This window comes from Planktophila warneckei (SeqCode), assembly GCF_965234675.1.
Taxonomy (GTDB): Bacteria; Actinomycetota; Actinomycetes; order Nanopelagicales; family Nanopelagicaceae; genus Planktophila; species Planktophila warneckei.
The window spans coordinates 874,769-892,560 of the sequence record NZ_OZ248350.1 but is presented as its reverse complement, the minus strand read 5'-3'; the positions used below and the strand labels follow the sequence as shown (position 1 = coordinate 892,560).

Genomic DNA, 17,792 nt, shown 5'->3' with positions numbered 1-17,792 from the left:
TGTCAGCGGTATCGTGCATACTCATCAGCACCAACTCTCGATAGGTAAGTGATGCAAATTCTTGGAATCGTGGCCTTTGTTGTCGCGCTGCTCTTTTCAGTAATGGTTCATGAGTTTGGCCATTACCTCACTGCGCGCCATTACGGAATGAAGATATCCGAGTTTTTCCTTGGCTTTGGAAAACGTTTATGGTCAACACAACGCGGAGAAACTGAGTTTGGAATCAAGGCGATTCCCGCTGGTGGGTACTGCCGCATTGAAGGCATGGCACCAAATGATGAGATGCCAGCTGGCGAAGAGGATCGCGCCTTTTACAAGGCGAGCTCAGGAAAGAAGTTAGTTGTTCTTGGAGCGGGATCATTTTTACATTTTGTTCTCGGATACCTACTTTTGTTCACATTATTTGCAGGTGTCGGAACAAATCAAGTTCTACCGGTAATTGGTGAAGTCGTTAGCAATTCAGCGGCAGCTGCTGCCGGCATCAAGGTCGGTGATGAAGTTACCTCTATCAATGGTGTTGAGGTAAAGAGCTGGTACAAAGATGTAGAAGCGATCAGAAATTCACAAGGCAAAGAGTTAACTCTTGGAATCAATCGCGATGGCCAACAACTCACAATTACCGCCACACCACGTTTAACAGATATTGAAGGCACTAAGCGTTATGTATTAGGAATTGTTAATACCATCGGAATGAAACGCTCAGGAATTCTGCAATCTGCTTCCTATGCTTTCACCCTTACAAAGAGCTTTGTCACTGAAAGCGCTAAATCACTTGTAGCTCTTCCATCAAAAGTCCCTGCTTTATGGGGTCAAACAGTTCGCGGGGAGGAGCGGGATGCCAATGGCTTGGTTGGTGTTGTTGGTGTTGCTCGCGTTTCTGGTCAAGCCGTTGGTGATAACCAATTAAGTATCTCTGAGCGATTAGCAACATTTATTTTGATTGTTGCGAGTTTAAATATCTTTGTTGGAATATTTAATTTACTGCCAATTTTGCCACTAGATGGTGGACATATGGCTGTTGCGATCGCAGATGAAGTTCGTGCGGTATTTGCCCGACTTCGTGGCCGTCCCCGCCCAGCAGCTATTGATGTGACGGTGTTAACCCCTGTAACTATGGTGGTTTTCGTAATTCTTGCTTGTCTTACATTGCTCCTTCTTGTTGCCGATGTCATTAATCCCGTCACCCTCAATCTTTAAACAAGCGATTTGGCTCTAATTCGGCGGATTTTGCTCAGGTAAGGCAGAATAAAGCCATGGTTGATCTAGGAATTCCAAGTGCACCTCCAGCAACGTTGCATCCCCGTCGCAAGACCAAGCAGCTCAAAGTTGGTTCAGTAGGAGTAGGTAGCGATTCACCAGTTTCAGTTCAATCAATGTGCACCACTCTTACAGCGGATGTGAACGCAACATTGCAGCAGATCGCCGAGTTAACAGCATCTGGTTGCCAGATTGTTCGTGTTGCTGTTCCTAGCCAAGATGATGCAGATGCACTTGCGCAGATCGCAAAGAAATCTCAGATTCCAGTTATCGCAGATATTCACTTCCAGCCAAAATACATCTTCGCTGCAATTGATGCAGGGTGCGCCGCAGTTCGCGTTAATCCCGGCAACATCAAGCAATTTGATGACAAGGTGAAAGAGGTTGCTAAGGCCGCCGGAGATGCTGGAATTCCAATTCGCATCGGCGTTAACGCAGGATCACTAGATCCACGTTTGCTCAAGAAGTATGGAAAGGCCACACCAGAAGCGCTTGCAGAATCTGCATTATGGGAAGCATCTTTATTTGAAGAGCATGGTTTTTCCGATATCAAAATTTCGGTAAAGCATCATGACCCAGTAACTATGGTGAACGCTTATCGAATCTTGGCTGCAAAGTGTGATTATCCATTGCACCTTGGCGTAACCGAGGCTGGTCCAATCTTCCAAGGAACAATTAAATCTTCAACCGCCTTTGCAATTTTGTTAGCTGAGGGAATTGGCGACACTATTCGCGTTTCACTCTCAGCTCCTCCTGTTGAAGAGGTAAAGGTTGGAATTTCAATTCTTGAATCCTTAAACCTTCGTCAACGTAAACTTGAGATCGTTTCATGTCCATCATGTGGTCGCGCTCAAGTTGATGTGTACACATTGGCTGAAAAGGTTCAGGCGGGTTTGCAGGGAATGACAGTGCCATTGCGCGTAGCTGTTATGGGTTGCGTAGTAAATGGACCTGGCGAAGCACGTGAGGCAGATCTTGGTGTTGCATCAGGTAATGGCAAGGGACAGATCTTTGTTAAGGGTGAGGTCATCAAAACTGTTCCAGAAGCGCAGATTGTTGAAACTCTTATCGAAGAAGCTATGCGTTTAGCAGAAGAAATGGAAGCCGCCGGAGTTGCTTCAGGGCAACCTTCAGTTGATGTTCGATAGGGTAGCGACATGTTGAAAATGTCTACGCTCTTTTTGCGTACTCTTCGCGACGACCCAGCAGATGCTGAGGTTGCAAGCCATAAGTTGTTAGTTCGTGCGGGGTATGTACGCCGCATCGCTGCAGGTATTTACTCATGGCTTCCATTGGGTGTCATCACACTTCGCAATGTTGAACGTGTAATCCGCGAAGAGATGGATAACGCTGGATTCCAAGAGGTTAACTTTCCTTCCCTACTTCCACGTGATGCTTATGAAGCAACAAATCGCTGGGAAGAGTACGGACCGTCACTATTTCGCCTGCAAGATCGCAAAGGTGGGGATTACCTTCTAGGTCCAACACATGAGGAGATGTTTACGCTCATGGTTAAGGGCGAATACTCCTCTTATAAGGATTTGCCGCTGAGTATTTATCAGATTCAAACAAAGTTCCGTGATGAGGCACGTCCTCGTAGTGGAATCATTCGTGGACGCGAATTTGTGATGAAGGATTCTTACTCATTTGATATTGATGATGCAGGTCTTGAACTTTCATACCAAAAGCACCGTGATGCATATGTAAAAACCTTTGATCGCTTGGGCATGAAGTACAACATTGTTAAGGCTGTGTCTGGCGCAATGGGTGGATCAAAATCTGAAGAGTTCTTAGCGCCATGTACAACAGGTGAAGACACTTATGTTTTATGTCCTAAGTGTGGATTTGCCGCAAATGTTGAAGCGATGGTTACAAAGGTCGATGCGCAGGATTCATCAGCGACCCCTGCACTTGAAGTATTTGATTCACCGAATACTCCAACGATCGATACTTTGGTTGAATTGCTCAACGCTAAGTTCGGCGGGGGATACACCGGCGCACATACCTTGAAAAATGTAATGTTGATGGCCGATAACAAAGCGGTATCAGTCTTGGTTCCAGGTGATCGTGAAGTTGATTTAAAGCGCTTCCAAGAAAACATCGGTGGAATTCATGAGCTACGTGTATTTGAGGAAGCAGATTTTGCGAAGTTCCCTGGACTTGTAAAGGGATACATCGGACCTCAGGATGCAAAGAAATCTGGAATTACTGTGTACGCAGATCCACGCATTGCACCAGGAACATCATGGGTAACAGGTGCCAATGAAAAGGATCGTCACGCCCGAAATGTTGTTAATGGTCGTGACTTCACACCAGATGCATATGTAGAAGCAGCTGAAGTGCGCGCAGGTGATGCATGCCCAGAGTGTGCAACCGCTGTTGTAATTGATCGTGCAATTGAAATTGGACATATTTTCCAACTGGGTCGCAAATATGCACAAGCACTTAATCTGACTGTGTTAGATCACAACGGAAAATCTCAAATCGTCACTATGGGTTCATACGGAATTGGTGTGACTCGTGCAGTTGCAGCTATTGCTGAACAAACTCATGATGAAATCGGGCTGAATTGGCCAGCAGAGTTAGCTCCAGCAAAGGTTCACATCGTTGCTGCAGGTAAGGATGATCTGCTCTTTGAAACTGCGCTCAAACTTGGAACAGAGCTTGAAGCACAAGGCATAACCGTGATGTTGGATGATCGACGAGATGCCAGCCCTGGGGTTAAGTTCAAGGATGCCGAGCTCATTGGTAACCCAATCATTGTGGTGGTTGGAAAAGCCCTTGCTGACGGAAATGTTGAAGTGCGCGTTCGCAAGAGCGGTGACAAGCAAGAAGTGCCACTTACTCAAGCAGTTACTGCGATCGCAGAACTTCTGAAGTAATTGTGTTTCACGATATCTCTATAGCGACCGGGATTTTTCTACTTGCAGCATCTTTTTTTGCTGGCTTTGTTGATTCCATTGCAGGTGGCGGGGGATTAATCCAACTTCCAGCACTTTTAATTGGATTGCCAAAATCTGAAACTGCAGAGGTGCTTGGAACTAACAAGTTATCGGCAGTATTTGGAACTACAACAGCTGCAGCCTTGTATCGCAAGCAGATAAAACCTGACCCAAAGGTACTTATTGCAATGGGGGTTCCGGCATTCTTAGGATCTGCCGGCGGAGCAGTGCTTGCTTCAAAGATTCCAACGAGCAGTATGCGACCAATGGTGTTGGTGTTGTTGATAGTCGTTGCTATCTATACCTGGTTCAAGCCAGATCTTGGAAAGTTTGAAAATCTTCGCCACCATTCAAAGCGGCGCGTTCAGATCGCCGCTATCGCAGGTGCGGTCATTGGGTTTTACGATGGAATTTTCGGTCCTGGCACCGGATCGTTTTTGATGTTAATTCTGGTTGCATCCCTTGGCTACGCCTTCATCACCGCATCAGCAATTGCGAAGGTGGTCAATGTTGCAACAAATGTTGGTGCAATTCTTGTGTTTGGAATCCATGGCGCCGTTATTTGGCAGATCGGAATCATCATGGGAGTAGCTAATATTTCTGGAGCGATTATCGGTTCGCGTTTGGCCATCAAGGGCGGGTCAACTTTGGTGCGTAAAGTCTTCCTTATTGTTACCGTTGCTCTGATTATTAAGGTAGGAATTGCAACCTTCTAAATACTCGCGTTACACTTACCCCACAACTTAATAGAAAGAAGAGTCCGATGGCCCTTAAAGATTCAATTGCTGATTTAATTCGCCCTGCTGTAGAAAATGCAGGCTTCTTTCTAGAAGATGTATTCACAAGTAATCCTGGTAATCACCGCATCGTTACATGCATGGTTGATGGCATGAAGCCGCTTAGCCTTGATGAGGTCACCGTAGTAAGTCGAGAAATCTCTGCGTTACTTGATGATTCACCACTATTAACTGAAGCTTTTACCCTCGAAGTAACCTCACCCGGAATTGAGCGTCCACTTACTCTTCCGCGTCACTGGACTAAGAACCTAACCCGCATCGTAAAGGTAGTTCTTAACGATGACAGCGAAGTATCTGGTCGTTTAACTGAGTTTGATGAAAACCGTGCGATCTTGATTGAGAACATCAAGGGCCGAATGAAGACTCATGAAGTTAATTTTGCCGATATCAAACGTGCAAATGTCGAGATCGAATTTAACCGTAAGGATGAGATCTAATGCATGTAGAAATGTCTGCGCTGGCCGCACTAACAACTGAAAAAGATATTCCACTGGAAGAGCTGATCTATGCGATTGAAATTGCCGTTCTTGGTGCTTACAACCAAACTGATATTGCAAAGCGTCATGCACGTGCACACTTAGACCGCGAAACTGGCGAAATTCAGATCCTGGTTCCGGTCTTTGGTGAAGATGGCACCCGCATAAGTGAAGAGTTGGATTCTCCCGATGGCTTTTCGAGAGTAGCAACATCTACAGCACGCCAGATTATTAAGATGAAAATGCGTGAAACCAATGATGCTGAAATCGTTGGAGAGTTCACCGCCTCTGTCGGAGATGTAATTTCTGGAGTTGTTCAACAAGGCCGCGATCCAAAGATGATTAACGTCAACCTTGGTCGTGTCGAAGGTCGCATTCCGCCACAAGAGCAGGTTCCTGGTGAGGTGTATAACCACGGAGATCGAATTAAGTGTTTTGTAGTTGAAGTAAAGCAAGGGTTAAAGGGGCCAGAGATTATGTTGTCTCGTTCTCACCCAGCACTTGTTAAGCAGTTATTTGCATTTGAAGTTCCAGAAATTGGTGATCGCATTGTTGAAATCATGGCTGTGGCACGCGAAGCAGGTCACCGAACAAAGCTCGCAGTCAAAACTCACCGTGCGGGTGTAAGTCCAAAGGGATCTTTAATCGGACCAATGGGTTCACGTGCACGTGCAGTAATGGATGAACTCCATGGCGAAAAGATTGACATCGTTGATTGGTCTGAAGATCCTGCCGAATTTGTTGCAGCTGCCCTTGCCCCTGCAAAGGTGAGCAAGGTAGAAATTACTGATTTAGCCACACGCAGTGCGAAGGTAATTGTTCCTGATTACCAACTTTCCCTAGCTATTGGCAAAGATGGGCAAAATGCTCGTTTGGCTGCACGTTTGACCGGATGGCGTATTGATATCCATCCAGACACCGTTGTGCCCGCCCCCACAGACGCAGCATTATGAGAAGGTGCCACTAGTTGGATACCATAAGCCCGTTGGACAAGAAATTTCCGGTACGTAGCTGTATTAGCTGCCGAAAGAAGGATCATCCTTCAGCATTAATTCGAGTGACTTTGGTAGATGGAAAAGTAATTCCAGATATCAAAACAGGCGCACCAGGTCGGGGCGCGTGGCTTCACAAGAAATGTGCAGAAGTTGCGATAGCTCGGAACGCTTTTAGATTTGCTTTCAAGCAAAATGAAGCGGTCGATGTATCAGAACTTCTGAAGTTTCTAGAAGGTTAAACGAAGCAGTACACAACCAGAATGGAAAAGAAAGATATGAAACTCAAATGAGCTCGTTAGAACTATGAGGTCGTTCAACTAAGGCTTGCATTTGAGTAAATGCGGGCCAAGACAGGAGAAATGTGTCAAAGGTCCGCGTACATGAGTTGGCAAAACAACTCGGTATGGAGAGCAAGGTTGTTCTTGCAAAACTCCAAGAAATGGGCGAGTTTGTTCGCTCTGCATCATCAACAGTAGAGGCACCAGTTGTCCGTAAGTTGATTGAAATGTATCCCGATGCAAAACCGGTCGAGGAGAAAAAGCCAGTTAAGAAGGCTGCAGCAAAGAAGGCCGCTGCAAAGCCAAAGGGTGAAGTAAGCGCTGAACAAGCAGCTGAACTTGCCGCAGAACTAGGCGTTGATATTGAAGCGTTAAAGCTGGAACAAGCTAAGGCGCAAGCAAATAAAGAGGAAGCAGCAAAGCACGAAGCGGCAGAGCGCGCAGCAGAAAATGGCGCGACACCAGCTGCACCAACATCTTCAGCACCAGCACCTCGTCCAGGAAACAATCCCTTCTCTGCAGGTGGCGCGGTTCCACGTCCACCTCGTCCCGGAAACAATCCATTTTCAACTGGTGGAGCGGTACCTCGTCCACCACAACGTCCTCAGGGTGCAGGCGCACCACGACCAGGAATGGCTGGATCACGTCCAGGTTCTGTTCGTCCAGGATTTGCTGCACGACCAGGTGCGCCACGCACCGGTGGACCAGCTGGTGCAGGGTTTACTCCGCGTCCAGGTGGATCAGCACCATCATCATCTTCTCCATATAAATCAAATACACCTGGTGCAGGTGGAACAACTGGCGGACCACAACGTCCAGGTGGCGGTCGTCCACCACAACGCGGTGGTGCAGGTGGAGCATTCGGAAAGAATGCAAGTAAGAAGTCGGGACGTAAACAAAAGTCTCGCAAGGCGTTACGCGATGAATTCGACAATATGCAAGCTCCACAATTGGGTGGAGCGGTTGTTCCTCACGGCGATGGAAAGACTCCAATTCGTATGCGTCGTGGTGCATCACTTGCAGATTTCGCAGAAAAGATTGGTGCAGATCCTGCAGCATTAGTAGCAGCGCTATTCCACTTAGGTGAAATGGTTACAGCTACACAGTCTGTAGATGCAGATACCTTCGAAATTCTTGGCGTTCAGCTTGGTTACAACATCGAAATTGTTAGCCCAGAAGATGAAGACCGCGAACTGCTATCTGATTTCGATATCGATCTTGCAGGCGAGCTAACTGATCTAGATCCAGATACTTTGGTTGCACGTCCTCCAGTAGTAACTGTTATGGGTCACGTTGATCACGGTAAGACATCACTTCTTGATGCGATCCGTAAATCTGAAGTTATGAAGGGTGAAGCTGGCGGAATTACTCAGCACATTGGTGCTTACCAAATTCACCATGATCACGATGGTACAAACCGTGCGATTACCTTTATCGATACACCAGGTCACGAGGCGTTTACCGCTATGCGTGCACGTGGTGCGAAGGTAACTGATATCGCTGTGCTTGTTGTGGCTGCCGATGATGGAATCATGCCTCAGACGATTGAAGCGTTAAACCACGCTCAAGCAGCGGATGTTCCAATCGTTGTTGCTGTTAACAAGATTGATAAGGAAGGCGCAAACCCAGACAAGGTTCGTCAGCAGTTAACTGAGTACAACTTGATCGCTGAGGAGTACGGCGGAGACACAATCTTCGTAAATGTTTCTGCAAAGGCCGGAATGGGAATTGATCAGTTGATCGATTCAATCCTTCTTACAGCAGATGCTGCTATTGATCTTCGTGCAGTTGCCAATGATGATGCTCGTGGTGTTGCTATTGAAGCTCACCTCGATCGTGGTCGTGGTCCAGTTGCAACTGTTCTTGTTCAACGCGGAACTTTGAAGATCGGTGATGCAATCGTTGCCGGTAGCGCATTTGGTCGCGTTCGTGCGATGTTGGATGAGAATGGTGACAATGTTGAGACCGCTGGTCCATCACGTCCAGTTCAGGTTCTTGGTTTCACATCTGTACCAAGTGCCGGAGATACCTTCCTTGTAGCTGATGAAGACCGTACCGCTCGTCAGATCGCTGAAAAGCGTCAGGCAGCAGAACGTAATGCTCAGCTTGCTAAGGCACGCAAGAAGGTCTCACTTGAAGACTTCATGGAGCAATCCAAGATTTCTACTCTCAACCTTATTCTTAAGGGTGACGTTTCTGGTTCTGTTGAAGCGCTAGAAGATGCATTGATGCAGTTGGATGTTGGCGCTGAAGTAGATCTTCGCGTTATTCACCGCGGCGTTGGTGCAATTACCAAGAGCGATATCACCTTGGCATCTGCATCAACTGCAGTTGTGATCGGCTTTAACGTTAAGCCAGAGCCACAAACTGCAATCTATGCTGATCAAGAAGGCGTTGAAGTTCGTTTCTACTCAGTTATCTACAACGCAATTGAAGAGATTGAAATGTCTCTCAAGGGTCTGTTGAAGCCAGAGTACGAAGAAGCGATCATCGGTAACGCTGAAGTTCGCGAGATCTTCAAATCTTCTAAGGCTGGAAATATCGCAGGATCTGTTGTTAAGGATGGAATCATCCGTCGTAACGCAAAGGCACGTATCTTGCGTAACGGAACAGTTTTGGTTGATAACCTCACAATTGATTCACTCAAGCGCTTTAAGGATGATGCCACTGAGGTCCGTGAAGGATTCGAGTGCGGTATCGGCCTTGGAAACATGAAGGAGATCGCGCAAGGCGACATCGTTCAGTGTTTCGAGATGCGCGAGAAAAAGCGAGCATAAGCAATGGGTCAATCACATCGCACTCTGAAGGTCGCTGACCGCATCAAGGTTGTAGTTGCAAACCTACTTGAGACAAAGATTAAAGATCCACGTCTTGGTTTTGTAACAGTTACAGATGCACGAGTTACCGGCGATCTTCAACAAGCATCGGTGTTTTACACAGTTCTTGGTGGCCTCGATGAGCGCGCTGCAACGGCAGCGGCTCTCGAGAGTGCCAAGGGAACGATCCGTTCTGCGTTAGGTCGCGAACTTGGACTTCGCATTACTCCTAGTATCGAATTCTTTGAAGATGGTCTACCTGAAAGCGCATTAGCTCTTGATTCCTTACTTGAAAAGGTTCATGAGCAAGATGCGCAGGTAGCCGAACTTCGCAAGAACGCGCAATACGCCGGGGGAGAAGATCCTTATAAAGCACCACGTGTAATCGAAGATTAATTGTGATGCAGCACGGATTTCTGGTTGTCGATAAAGAACCAGGCATGACAAGCCATGATGTAGTTGCAATTGGACGCAGAGCATTAGGAACACGCAAAGTTGGCCATGCGGGAACTCTTGATCCAATGGCTACCGGAATCTTGGTGCTGGGATTTAACAACGGCACAAGATTGCTGCAGTACATAACAGATGGCGATAAGACCTATCAAGCAACCGTTGTTCTAGGTGCTGCAACAGTTACGGATGATGTTGAAGGCGAAGTAATTAGTACCGCCGACACTTCAGCTGTGACTGATGAGCAAATCACCGCCGAACTAGCAAAGATGCGCGGAACAATTATGCAGCGTCCAAGTTCAGTATCTGCGGTAAAGATTGATGGAGAGCGCGCATACGATCGTGTTCGATCAGGGGAAGAGGTTGTTCTGCCTGCACGCGAAGTAACAATTTCGCAACTAGATGTACTTGCTATTCGACGCCTTGAAAAAGGAATCGAAATAGATATCGAAGTGACATGCTCAGCTGGAACATTTATTCGCGCTATCGCGCGCGACTGCGGATCCGCACTTGGGGTTGGTGGGCATCTCAATTCATTACGTAGATCAAGGGTTGCAGGTTTTGGCCTTGATCGGGCGGTCTCTTTGCAGCAGTTAAAGAGTGGCGAGTTCTCCACCCTAGATTTAGCAGATGTTGCCCGGGCGACCTTTCCTGTACGCGAAATCGCATTGGATGAAAAGCTTGAACTTTCATTTGGAAGAACATTGTCGGCCAACACCGATGATCAGATTTATGCAGGCATATCAGCTGCAAATGAACTGATTGCACTCTTACAGAATGTTGATGGCAAGGCCAAGCCAATCGCTGTGTTCGCGGCAGCGCAATGATTCTGAGATAATACGAGCATGAGCATCGTTGTAATCGGAAACTTTGATGGAGTTCACAGGGGCCATCAACAGATTCTTAACCGTGCCAAAGCTTTGGCCGGGGATGAAAAAATCGTTGCCCTGACCTTTGATCCACATCCTGTTTCCGTTTTTGCTCCTGAGCGCGCACCAAGCCTTTTGACGATTCTGACTGACAAAATTGAACTGCTCAAGATTCATAACGCTGATCAAGTTGCGGTCATTAAATTCACAAAAGAGTTTGCAGCAATGTCTCCTGAGGACTTCGTGAATAAGGTGTTAGTTGAACAGTTGAAAGCAACTACAGTAATCGTTGGACAAAACTTCACATATGGGTTCAAAGCAGCAGGTAATGTAGATTCCTTGAAGGCTCACACCGAATTTGAAACAATCGTGCTTGATCTACAAACTGATGAAGCTGATGCGATTTCTTCAACACGAATTCGCAAGGCGATCGTAAATGGCGATGTTGAGTCTGCTCGTGAAATGTTGACCCGTCCTCATCGCTTAGATGGAATTGTTGTGCACGGTGAAAAGCGTGGTCGTGAAATCGGTTATCCAACTGCAAACCTTGGAAATCTTGATAATCAAACGATCCCTGCCGATGGTGTGTATGCAGGTTGGCTAACTGTTGGAATTGATCGCTGGCCAGCTGCGATTTCAATTGGAACAAATCCAACATTTGAAGGTATCCGTGGGCGACAGGTCGAGGCCTATGCATTGGATCAAACTGGTCTGGATCTATATACAAAACCGGCAACTATTGAATTTGGTTGGAGACTTCGAGACACATTGAAATTTGATGGTCTGGAGCCACTTTTGGAGCAGATGGCCAAGGATTGTCTAGAAGCTCGCAGATTGACCGAGCTCTAAGCGGGGGATTTACCTCGATTTCAATTATTGCACCGTCGGCTGATAACCTAGCCCTTCAATCGAGTTAGCGAGTTTCTCGTGAGTCAAACCGAGAAGCCCTCGTGCTCAGTACATAAGGAGAACAAGAAATGGCATTAACACCAGAAGTAAAGAAGGAAATCATTGCTCAGTACGGTTCTACCCCTACTGACACAGGATCACCTGAAGCTCAGGTCGCGCTCCTATCAAAGCGAATTGATCAGATCACTGATCACTTGAAGGCTAACCCACATGATCACCACAACCGTCGTGGTCTTTTGTTGTTAGTAGGTCGTCGTCGTCGCATCCTTCAGTACCTTGCGAAGACAGATATCAACCGTTACCGCGCAATTATCGAGAAGCTCGGTATTCGCCGCTAATTAAGTAAAACCAATCTGCCGTAGAGCAATGGTCCTCGGTAGTGGTTTCCGCGCACGACATCCTTTCTAAGGAAACAAGTCGCGTGAACTTCGATCGAAGATTCTTGCTTCTTGAGCAGATTACAAAGCACAACAATTCTGTTGCGCTTTCAATCTACAAAGAGGAGGACCCATGGAGGGTCAAGAGGTTCAGTCAGCCGTTGCAGTTATTGATAACGGAAAATTCGGAAAACGAGAGATTCGTTTTGAAACAGGTCGCCTAGCGCGCCAAGCAGCTGGAGCTGCAGCTGTTTATCTAGATGATCAAACAATGATCTTCTCAGCAACAACAGCATCAAAAACTCCAAAGGATCAATTTGATTTCTTCCCATTAACAGTTGATGTTGAAGAGAAGATGTATGCAGTTGGTCGTATTCCAGGATCATTCTTCCGTCGCGAAGGACGCCCATCAGAGGATGCAATTCTTACCTGTCGTTTGATCGACCGCCCGTTGCGTCCATCATTCGTTAAGGGTCTTCGTAATGAAGTTCAGATCGTTGTGACAGTAATGGCACTCGATCCAGATCACATGTACGACGTCATCGCTATCAACGCGGCATCAATGTCTACACAACTTGCAGGTCTTCCATTCTCTGGTCCAATCGGTGGCGTTCGCGTTGCTTTGATTGATGGTCAGTGGGTTGCATTCCCTAACCACTCACAGGTTGCTAACGCAGTCTTTGACATGGTTGTTGCAGGTCGCGTAAATAATGATGATGTTGCAATCATGATGGTTGAAGCAGAAGCTACAGAACGCACAATTGAATTAATCAAGGGTGGCGCACCAACTCCTACTGAAGAGGTTGTTGCACAAGGACTTGATGCAGCAAAGCCATTCATCAAGATTCTCTGTGATGCACAGTCAGCTCTTGCAAAGGTGGCTGCAAAGCCAACTGCAGAGTTCCCAGTGTTCTTGGATTACCAGGATGATGTATTTGCGGCTGTTGAAAAGACAGCAAAGGACGATCTTGCAAAGGCGCTAACAATTGCTGGAAAGCAAGAGCGCGAAACAAAGATCGATGAGATCTCTGCTTCAACAAAGGAATCTGTAAATGCACAATTTGAAGGACGCGAAAAGGAAGTTTCTGCAGCGTTCCGTTCATTAACAAAGAAGCTTGTACGTCAGCGCGTATTGCGTGACAAGATTCGCATCGATGGTCGCGGTCTTCGCGATATCCGTGCGCTATCTGCAGAGGTTGAAGTTATTCCTCGCGTACACGGTTCAGCGATCTTCGAGCGTGGAGAGACACAGATTCTTGGAATCACAACTCTTAACATGCTAAAGATGGAGCAACAGCTCGATACCTTGAACCCTGAAAATCACAAGCGTTACATGCACAACTACAACTTCCCACCATATTCAACTGGTGAAACAGGTCGAGTTGGTACACCAAAGCGCCGCGAAATCGGTCACGGTGCACTTGCAGAGCGCGCATTGATTCCAGTACTTCCAAGCCGCGAAGAGTTCCCTTACGCAATCCGTCAGGTCTCTGAAGCACTTGGTTCAAATGGTTCAACATCAATGGGTTCAGTATGTGCATCAACACTTGCACTTCTCAACGCAGGTGTTCCACTACGCGCACCAGTTGCAGGTATTGCAATGGGTCTAATCTCAGATGATGTTGATGGCAAGGTTGAATACGTTGCTTTGACAGATATCTTGGGTGCAGAAGATGCATTCGGAGACATGGACTTCAAGGTTGCGGGAACAAAGGACTTTGTTACAGCGCTACAGCTAGATACAAAGCTTGATGGAATCCCTGCCTCAGTTCTTGCTGGCGCACTTCACCAGGCAAAGGAAGCGCGTCTTGCGATTCTTGATGTTATGGCTGAAGCAATTGATGCTCCAGATGAAATGAGCCCATTTGCTCCACGCATTATCTCTGTAAAGATTCCAGTAGATCAGATCGGCGCAGTAATCGGACCTAAGGGAAAGATTATTAACCAGATTCAAGATGAAACTGGCGCAGATATCTCAATCGAAGAGGATGGAACTATTTACATCGGTGCAACCGATGGTCCATCAGCTGAGGCTGCACGCGCACAGATCAATGCAATTGCTAACCCACAGATGCCAGAGGTTGGCGAGCGTTACCTAGGTACGGTCGTGAAGCTTGCAGCATTTGGTGCATTCATCTCATTGATGCCAGGTAAGGATGGCTTGCTACATGTATCTCAGATTCGCAAGATGCATGGCGGAAAGCGCATTGAAAACCTTGAAGAGGTCATGAAGGTTGGCGACAAGATTCAGGTTGAGATCGGTGAGATTGATCCAAAGGGCAAGTTGTCTTTGGTTCCTGTTCTTGAAGATGGAAGTCTCTCAGAATAAATGAGCGTACGTCGTTCAGTTTTACCTAGCGGTCTGCGTATCGTTACTGAAGAAGTTCCTTCGGTACGCAGCGCCGCGATCGGTATCTGGGTGAATGTTGGTTCTCGTGATGAAACCCCGGCAGTTGCTGGGGCTTCTCACTTTCTAGAGCATTTATTGTTCAAAGGAACAAAGCGTCGCAATGCATTAGAGATTTCAGCATCAATTGAATCTGTTGGTGGCGAAATGAACGCCTTCACCAGCAAGGAGTACACCTGCTTTTATGCACGTGTCATCGATACAGATCTTCCAATGGCGATCGATGTTGTTTCCGATTTAATTACATCATCTGTTGTATCAGCGCTAGATGTTGATGCAGAGCGCAAAGTTGTTCTTGAAGAGATTGCAATGCGCGATGATGATCCCAGCGACTTAGTGCATGACCTGTACGCCGAAACATATTATGGTGATACTCAATTAGGTCGTCCGATTCTTGGCACCATTGAGTCAATTAATAACATGTCTCGCAATTCAGTGTTTAACTACTATAAGAAGCGTTACCTGCCACAGGATTTAGTCGTAGCGGTGGCTGGAAATATTAAGCATAAAAAAGTTGTAGCAATGGTTGAGGCAGCTTTGTCGCAGGATAGTTTCTTGGATGTTAAGGGTGCGCCTGTAATTCGACCTAACGTCCCTGTCAGAAAGAGCGCTCAGCAATCTGTCGGATTAATCAATCGACCAACTGAACAGGCGCATATGTTTTATGGCATGGAGGGCGTAGCCCGTCATGATGATCGACGCTTTGCTATGGGAATTTTGGCATCAGCACTTGGTGGGGGAATGTCTTCACGATTATTCCAAGAGATCCGAGAAAAGCGCGGGCTTGCTTACTCTGTATATGCATATGCACAACAATTCGCAGGCAGCGGACAAATTGGTTTTTACGCTGGATGTAATCCAACAAAGGCTATTGAAGTTGTAGAAATCATTCGCGAAGTTTTAGCTGATGTTGCAGATAATGGAATGTCTCATGAAGAGATTGAACGTGCCAAAGGTGCGGTCCGTGGCTCATTGGTATTGAGCCAGGAGGATTCAGGCTCGCGAATGAGCCGAATCGGTAAGAATGAGATTGTGTATGGCCATGTGATGGGCTTCGACGATATTTTGAAGGCGGTATCAGCGGTGAATGCACAAGACATTAAGGAAATTGCTAGCGCCTTCCTGACAAAAACGCCTACCCTTGCACTTGTTGGTCCATTCAAATCAGAGTCAAAGTTTGAGAAGGTGTTAAGCAAATGATCAATGTTGCCGTCTTAGGTGCTCGTGGTCGAATGGGATCTGAAGTTGTTAAAGCTGTTGAAGCAGCAGATGGTTTAGCTCTCGTAGCCGCCTTAGATATGGGTGATTCGATTGAGCAACTCAAGGGATCTGCGGCCCATGTAGTCGTTGATTTCACGACGCCAGATAGCGTTATGAGTAACCTCGAATTTCTGATTAACAATGGAATCAATGTTGTAGTCGGAACAACTGGTTTTGATGATTCAAAGCTTGCAACAGTTAAAGGCTGGCTAGCGGCTAATCCATCAGTGGGCGTGCTGATTGCACCAAACTTTGCCATCGGCGCTGTCCTTATGATGGAGTTTGCGGCAAAGGCTGCGAAGTACTTTGAATCAGCAGAAATTATTGAACTTCACCACCCAGCAAAGGTGGATGCGCCATCAGGAACAGCTGCTCGTACAGCTGAATTAATGACAGCTGCTCGTAAAGAAGCTGGGCTTGGTGCAATGCCAGATGCAACAACATCAGCTTTAGATGGTGCACGTGGCGCAGTTGTTGGCGATATTCCAGTGCACTCAGTTCGCGCACGTGGCTTAGTTGCACACCAAGAGGTTTTGTTTGGCGGGCTAGGGGAGACCTTAACTATTCGTCACGATTCGATTGACCGTGCAGGATTTATGCCAGGCGTTATTCTTGGCGTACGTAAAATAATCAATCATCCAGGCCTGACGCATGGCCTAGATAAGTTCATGTAAGGAGCGATGATGTCTAAAGATCAAATCACAATGTACGGTGCCGATTGGTGTGGAGATTGCCGTCGCTCAAAGCGTTTACTCGAAGAGCTCAATGTTGAATACACATTGATCGATACCGATGCAGATGTAACAGCCGCTGACAAGGTCATCGAGATCAATGGTGGAGCCAAGTCAATTCCAGTTATTGTTTTCTCAGATGGAACACACTTAACTGAGCCATCAGATATTGATCTGAAGGCAAAGCTTCAGTCACTCAACATTATCTAAAGCCAGTTATATATTGCTGCGGATGAAACGGCAGCAGAGATAACCACAATCGGAAACGGTGCTTTCAGCAGCAATGCGATGACAGCAACGCATAATCCTGCAAGGCGCTGATCAATCATCAGCTTTGATTTTTCCGAAAAGCTTTGAACTGCGACTAAAGCGCTCAATAGTGCAATAGGAATGAGTGCGTTAACCCGTTGAATCTTGGGATGTGAAAGCCATTTTTCTGGCACTGAATGTCCGGAGTACTTCAGCAAGAAAGCTATCGCGCTAGTTCCTATAGTTGCGATCCACAATGAGTTCATCGCTTTAACCCCACCACGATTGCGATAAATGCTGTTGCGATGATGGGAAGGCCGGCCGGCAGAATCGGCGTCATCACAATTGCAAATACCGCGCAACCAACTGCAAGGACTCGCTCAAAATTACCGGTTAAGCGCGGCCAGACAAGACCTAGAAATGCAGCAGGAACCGCAGAATCCAATCCAAAGGCGCGAATATCACCCATTGCTTGTGCGCCTAATGCACCTGCAAGAGTAAATAAGTTCCAAAAAACAAAGACTCCAATACCTGTGTACCAAAAACCTTTTCGCATTTCATCGGCTCCGCGAACCTCTTGTCCTAGAGCAACGCCAGTCGATTCATCAATTGTTACTTGAGCAGCAATAACTCTCTTTAGCCCACGAACCTTTAAACGAGGAGCCATAATGACTCCATATAAAGCATTGCGAACTCCAAGTAATGATGCGGTTGCAATTCCGCTGAGTGCAGATCCACCAGCACCCAGTACTCCGATAACTGCAAATTGAGAAGCACCGGAGAAAGTTAATAATGAAAGCAAACAGCTTTGCAGGACTGAAAATCCATTCGCAACCGCTGCCGCGCCAAAGGCGACGCCATAAGCCCCCACAGTCAGGGAAACGCTCATGGAATCTCTGAAAGTGGCGGAGACAACTTTGGACACGCGGCTATTGTGCCGTATAAATCCATGAGCCCATAGGGGCTACTGGATAGGGTG

Annotated in this window: 18 protein-coding genes; 16 read left to right on the top strand and 2 right to left on the bottom strand. The window is 46.8% G+C overall.

The features are described 5' to 3' along the window. The first annotated feature begins 51 nt into the window (after positions 1-51). From AC8GFU_RS04690 to AC8GFU_RS04615, 16 genes are all read left to right on the top strand, one after another. Positions 52-1,197: a M50 family metallopeptidase gene (locus AC8GFU_RS04690; protein WP_506625991.1), complete on the top strand. Its 1,146-nt coding sequence runs from the start codon at positions 52-54 to the stop codon at positions 1,195-1,197. Positions 1,198-1,253: 56 nt separating this feature from the next. Further along, entirely contained in the window at positions 1,254-2,405 is a 1,152-nt protein-coding gene (gene ispG / locus AC8GFU_RS04685) for a flavodoxin-dependent (E)-4-hydroxy-3-methylbut-2-enyl-diphosphate synthase (RefSeq protein ID WP_506625990.1), read from the top strand. A gap of 9 nt (positions 2,406-2,414) precedes the next feature. Next, positions 2,415-4,139 carry a proline--tRNA ligase gene (locus AC8GFU_RS04680; RefSeq protein WP_506625989.1) on the top strand — a complete coding sequence of 575 codons (1,725 nt, stop codon included), beginning with the start codon at positions 2,415-2,417 and terminating at the stop codon, positions 4,137-4,139. A 2-nt stretch (positions 4,140-4,141) separates the two neighbouring features. Next, the gene (locus AC8GFU_RS04675; RefSeq protein WP_506625988.1) at positions 4,142-4,915 is read left to right on the top strand and encodes a TSUP family transporter; all 774 of its coding nucleotides are present in this window, start codon (positions 4,142-4,144) and stop codon (positions 4,913-4,915) included. Between the two features lie 47 nt (positions 4,916-4,962). After that, positions 4,963-5,433: a ribosome maturation factor RimP gene (rimP, locus tag AC8GFU_RS04670; RefSeq protein ID WP_506625987.1), complete on the top strand. Its 471-nt coding sequence runs from the start codon at positions 4,963-4,965 to the stop codon at positions 5,431-5,433. Then, positions 5,433-6,425, top strand: coding sequence for a transcription termination factor NusA (nusA, locus tag AC8GFU_RS04665; protein WP_506625986.1), 993 nt, complete (start codon positions 5,433-5,435; stop codon positions 6,423-6,425). The genes rimP and nusA overlap by 1 nt, the downstream gene beginning before the upstream one ends. Before the next feature lie 14 nt (positions 6,426-6,439). Continuing rightward, positions 6,440-6,706 carry a YlxR family protein gene (locus AC8GFU_RS04660; RefSeq protein ID WP_506625985.1) on the top strand — a complete coding sequence of 89 codons (267 nt, stop codon included), beginning with the start codon at positions 6,440-6,442 and terminating at the stop codon, positions 6,704-6,706. Positions 6,707-6,828: 122 nt separating this feature from the next. Then, the gene (gene infB, locus AC8GFU_RS04655) at positions 6,829-9,522 is read left to right on the top strand and encodes a translation initiation factor IF-2 (protein WP_506625984.1); all 2,694 of its coding nucleotides are present in this window, start codon (positions 6,829-6,831) and stop codon (positions 9,520-9,522) included. 3 nt (positions 9,523-9,525) lie between these two features. After that, a complete protein-coding gene (gene rbfA / locus AC8GFU_RS04650) occupies positions 9,526-9,957 on the top strand; it encodes a 30S ribosome-binding factor RbfA (RefSeq protein WP_506625983.1) in 432 nt (143 codons plus the stop codon). Between the two features lie 44 nt (positions 9,958-10,001). Next, entirely contained in the window at positions 10,002-10,838 is an 837-nt protein-coding gene (gene truB, locus AC8GFU_RS04645) for a tRNA pseudouridine(55) synthase TruB (RefSeq protein ID WP_506625982.1), read from the top strand. A gap of 18 nt (positions 10,839-10,856) precedes the next feature. Continuing rightward, a complete protein-coding gene (locus AC8GFU_RS04640; protein ID WP_506625981.1) occupies positions 10,857-11,729 on the top strand; it encodes a bifunctional riboflavin kinase/FAD synthetase in 873 nt (290 codons plus the stop codon). A gap of 128 nt (positions 11,730-11,857) precedes the next feature. Next, a complete protein-coding gene (gene rpsO, locus AC8GFU_RS04635) occupies positions 11,858-12,127 on the top strand; it encodes a 30S ribosomal protein S15 (RefSeq protein WP_506625980.1) in 270 nt (89 codons plus the stop codon). A 172-nt stretch (positions 12,128-12,299) separates the two neighbouring features. Beyond that, the gene (locus AC8GFU_RS04630; protein WP_506625979.1) at positions 12,300-14,495 is read left to right on the top strand and encodes a polyribonucleotide nucleotidyltransferase; all 2,196 of its coding nucleotides are present in this window, start codon (positions 12,300-12,302) and stop codon (positions 14,493-14,495) included. Further along, on the top strand, positions 14,496-15,773 hold the full coding sequence (locus AC8GFU_RS04625; protein ID WP_506625978.1) for a M16 family metallopeptidase: 1,278 nt from the start codon (positions 14,496-14,498) through the stop codon (positions 15,771-15,773). It abuts the gene before it with no gap. Beyond that, a complete protein-coding gene (dapB, locus tag AC8GFU_RS04620) occupies positions 15,770-16,507 on the top strand; it encodes a 4-hydroxy-tetrahydrodipicolinate reductase (RefSeq protein ID WP_506625977.1) in 738 nt (245 codons plus the stop codon). Before AC8GFU_RS04625 ends, dapB begins: the two co-directional genes overlap by 4 nt. A 9-nt stretch (positions 16,508-16,516) precedes the next feature. Next, on the top strand, positions 16,517-16,774 hold the full coding sequence (locus AC8GFU_RS04615) for a glutaredoxin domain-containing protein (protein ID WP_506625976.1): 258 nt from the start codon (positions 16,517-16,519) through the stop codon (positions 16,772-16,774). On the opposite strand, the gene AC8GFU_RS04610 is transcribed toward AC8GFU_RS04615, so the two are convergent. Both AC8GFU_RS04610 and AC8GFU_RS04605 read right to left on the bottom strand, forming a co-directional pair. Next, entirely contained in the window at positions 16,771-17,079 is a 309-nt protein-coding gene (locus AC8GFU_RS04610; protein ID WP_506625975.1) for an AzlD domain-containing protein, read from the bottom strand. The two genes, AC8GFU_RS04615 and AC8GFU_RS04610, sit on opposite strands and share 4 nt — an antisense overlap. Next, on the bottom strand, positions 17,076-17,702 hold the full coding sequence (locus AC8GFU_RS04605; protein ID WP_506625974.1) for an AzlC family ABC transporter permease: 627 nt from the start codon (positions 17,700-17,702) through the stop codon (positions 17,076-17,078). Before AC8GFU_RS04605 ends, AC8GFU_RS04610 begins: the two co-directional genes overlap by 4 nt. Positions 17,703-17,792: the final 90 nt, after the last annotated feature.

Bases quoted from the DNA above. Each gene is read 5' to 3' on its own strand.
- AC8GFU_RS04690 (WP_506625991.1), top strand. From the start codon at position 52: ATGCAAATTCTTGGAATCGTGGCCTTTGTTGTCGCGCTGCTCTTTTCA.
- ispG (WP_506625990.1), top strand. From the start codon at position 1,254: ATGGTTGATCTAGGAATTCCAAGTGCACCTCCAGCAACGTTGCATCCC.
- AC8GFU_RS04680 (WP_506625989.1), top strand. From the start codon at position 2,415: ATGTTGAAAATGTCTACGCTCTTTTTGCGTACTCTTCGCGACGACCCA.
- rimP (WP_506625987.1), top strand. From the start codon at position 4,963: ATGGCCCTTAAAGATTCAATTGCTGATTTAATTCGCCCTGCTGTAGAA.
- nusA (WP_506625986.1), top strand. From the start codon at position 5,433: ATGCATGTAGAAATGTCTGCGCTGGCCGCACTAACAACTGAAAAAGAT.
- rbfA (WP_506625983.1), top strand. From the start codon at position 9,526: ATGGGTCAATCACATCGCACTCTGAAGGTCGCTGACCGCATCAAGGTT.
- truB (WP_506625982.1), top strand. From the start codon at position 10,002: ATGACAAGCCATGATGTAGTTGCAATTGGACGCAGAGCATTAGGAACA.
- AC8GFU_RS04640 (WP_506625981.1), top strand. From the start codon at position 10,857: ATGAGCATCGTTGTAATCGGAAACTTTGATGGAGTTCACAGGGGCCAT.
- rpsO (WP_506625980.1), top strand. From the start codon at position 11,858: ATGGCATTAACACCAGAAGTAAAGAAGGAAATCATTGCTCAGTACGGT.
- AC8GFU_RS04630 (WP_506625979.1), top strand. From the start codon at position 12,300: ATGGAGGGTCAAGAGGTTCAGTCAGCCGTTGCAGTTATTGATAACGGA.
- AC8GFU_RS04625 (WP_506625978.1), top strand. From the start codon at position 14,496: ATGAGCGTACGTCGTTCAGTTTTACCTAGCGGTCTGCGTATCGTTACT.
- dapB (WP_506625977.1), top strand. From the start codon at position 15,770: ATGATCAATGTTGCCGTCTTAGGTGCTCGTGGTCGAATGGGATCTGAA.
- AC8GFU_RS04615 (WP_506625976.1), top strand. From the start codon at position 16,517: ATGTCTAAAGATCAAATCACAATGTACGGTGCCGATTGGTGTGGAGAT.
- AC8GFU_RS04610 (WP_506625975.1), bottom strand. From the start codon at position 17,079: ATGAACTCATTGTGGATCGCAACTATAGGAACTAGCGCGATAGCTTTC.
- AC8GFU_RS04605 (WP_506625974.1), bottom strand. From the start codon at position 17,702: ATGAGCGTTTCCCTGACTGTGGGGGCTTATGGCGTCGCCTTTGGCGCG.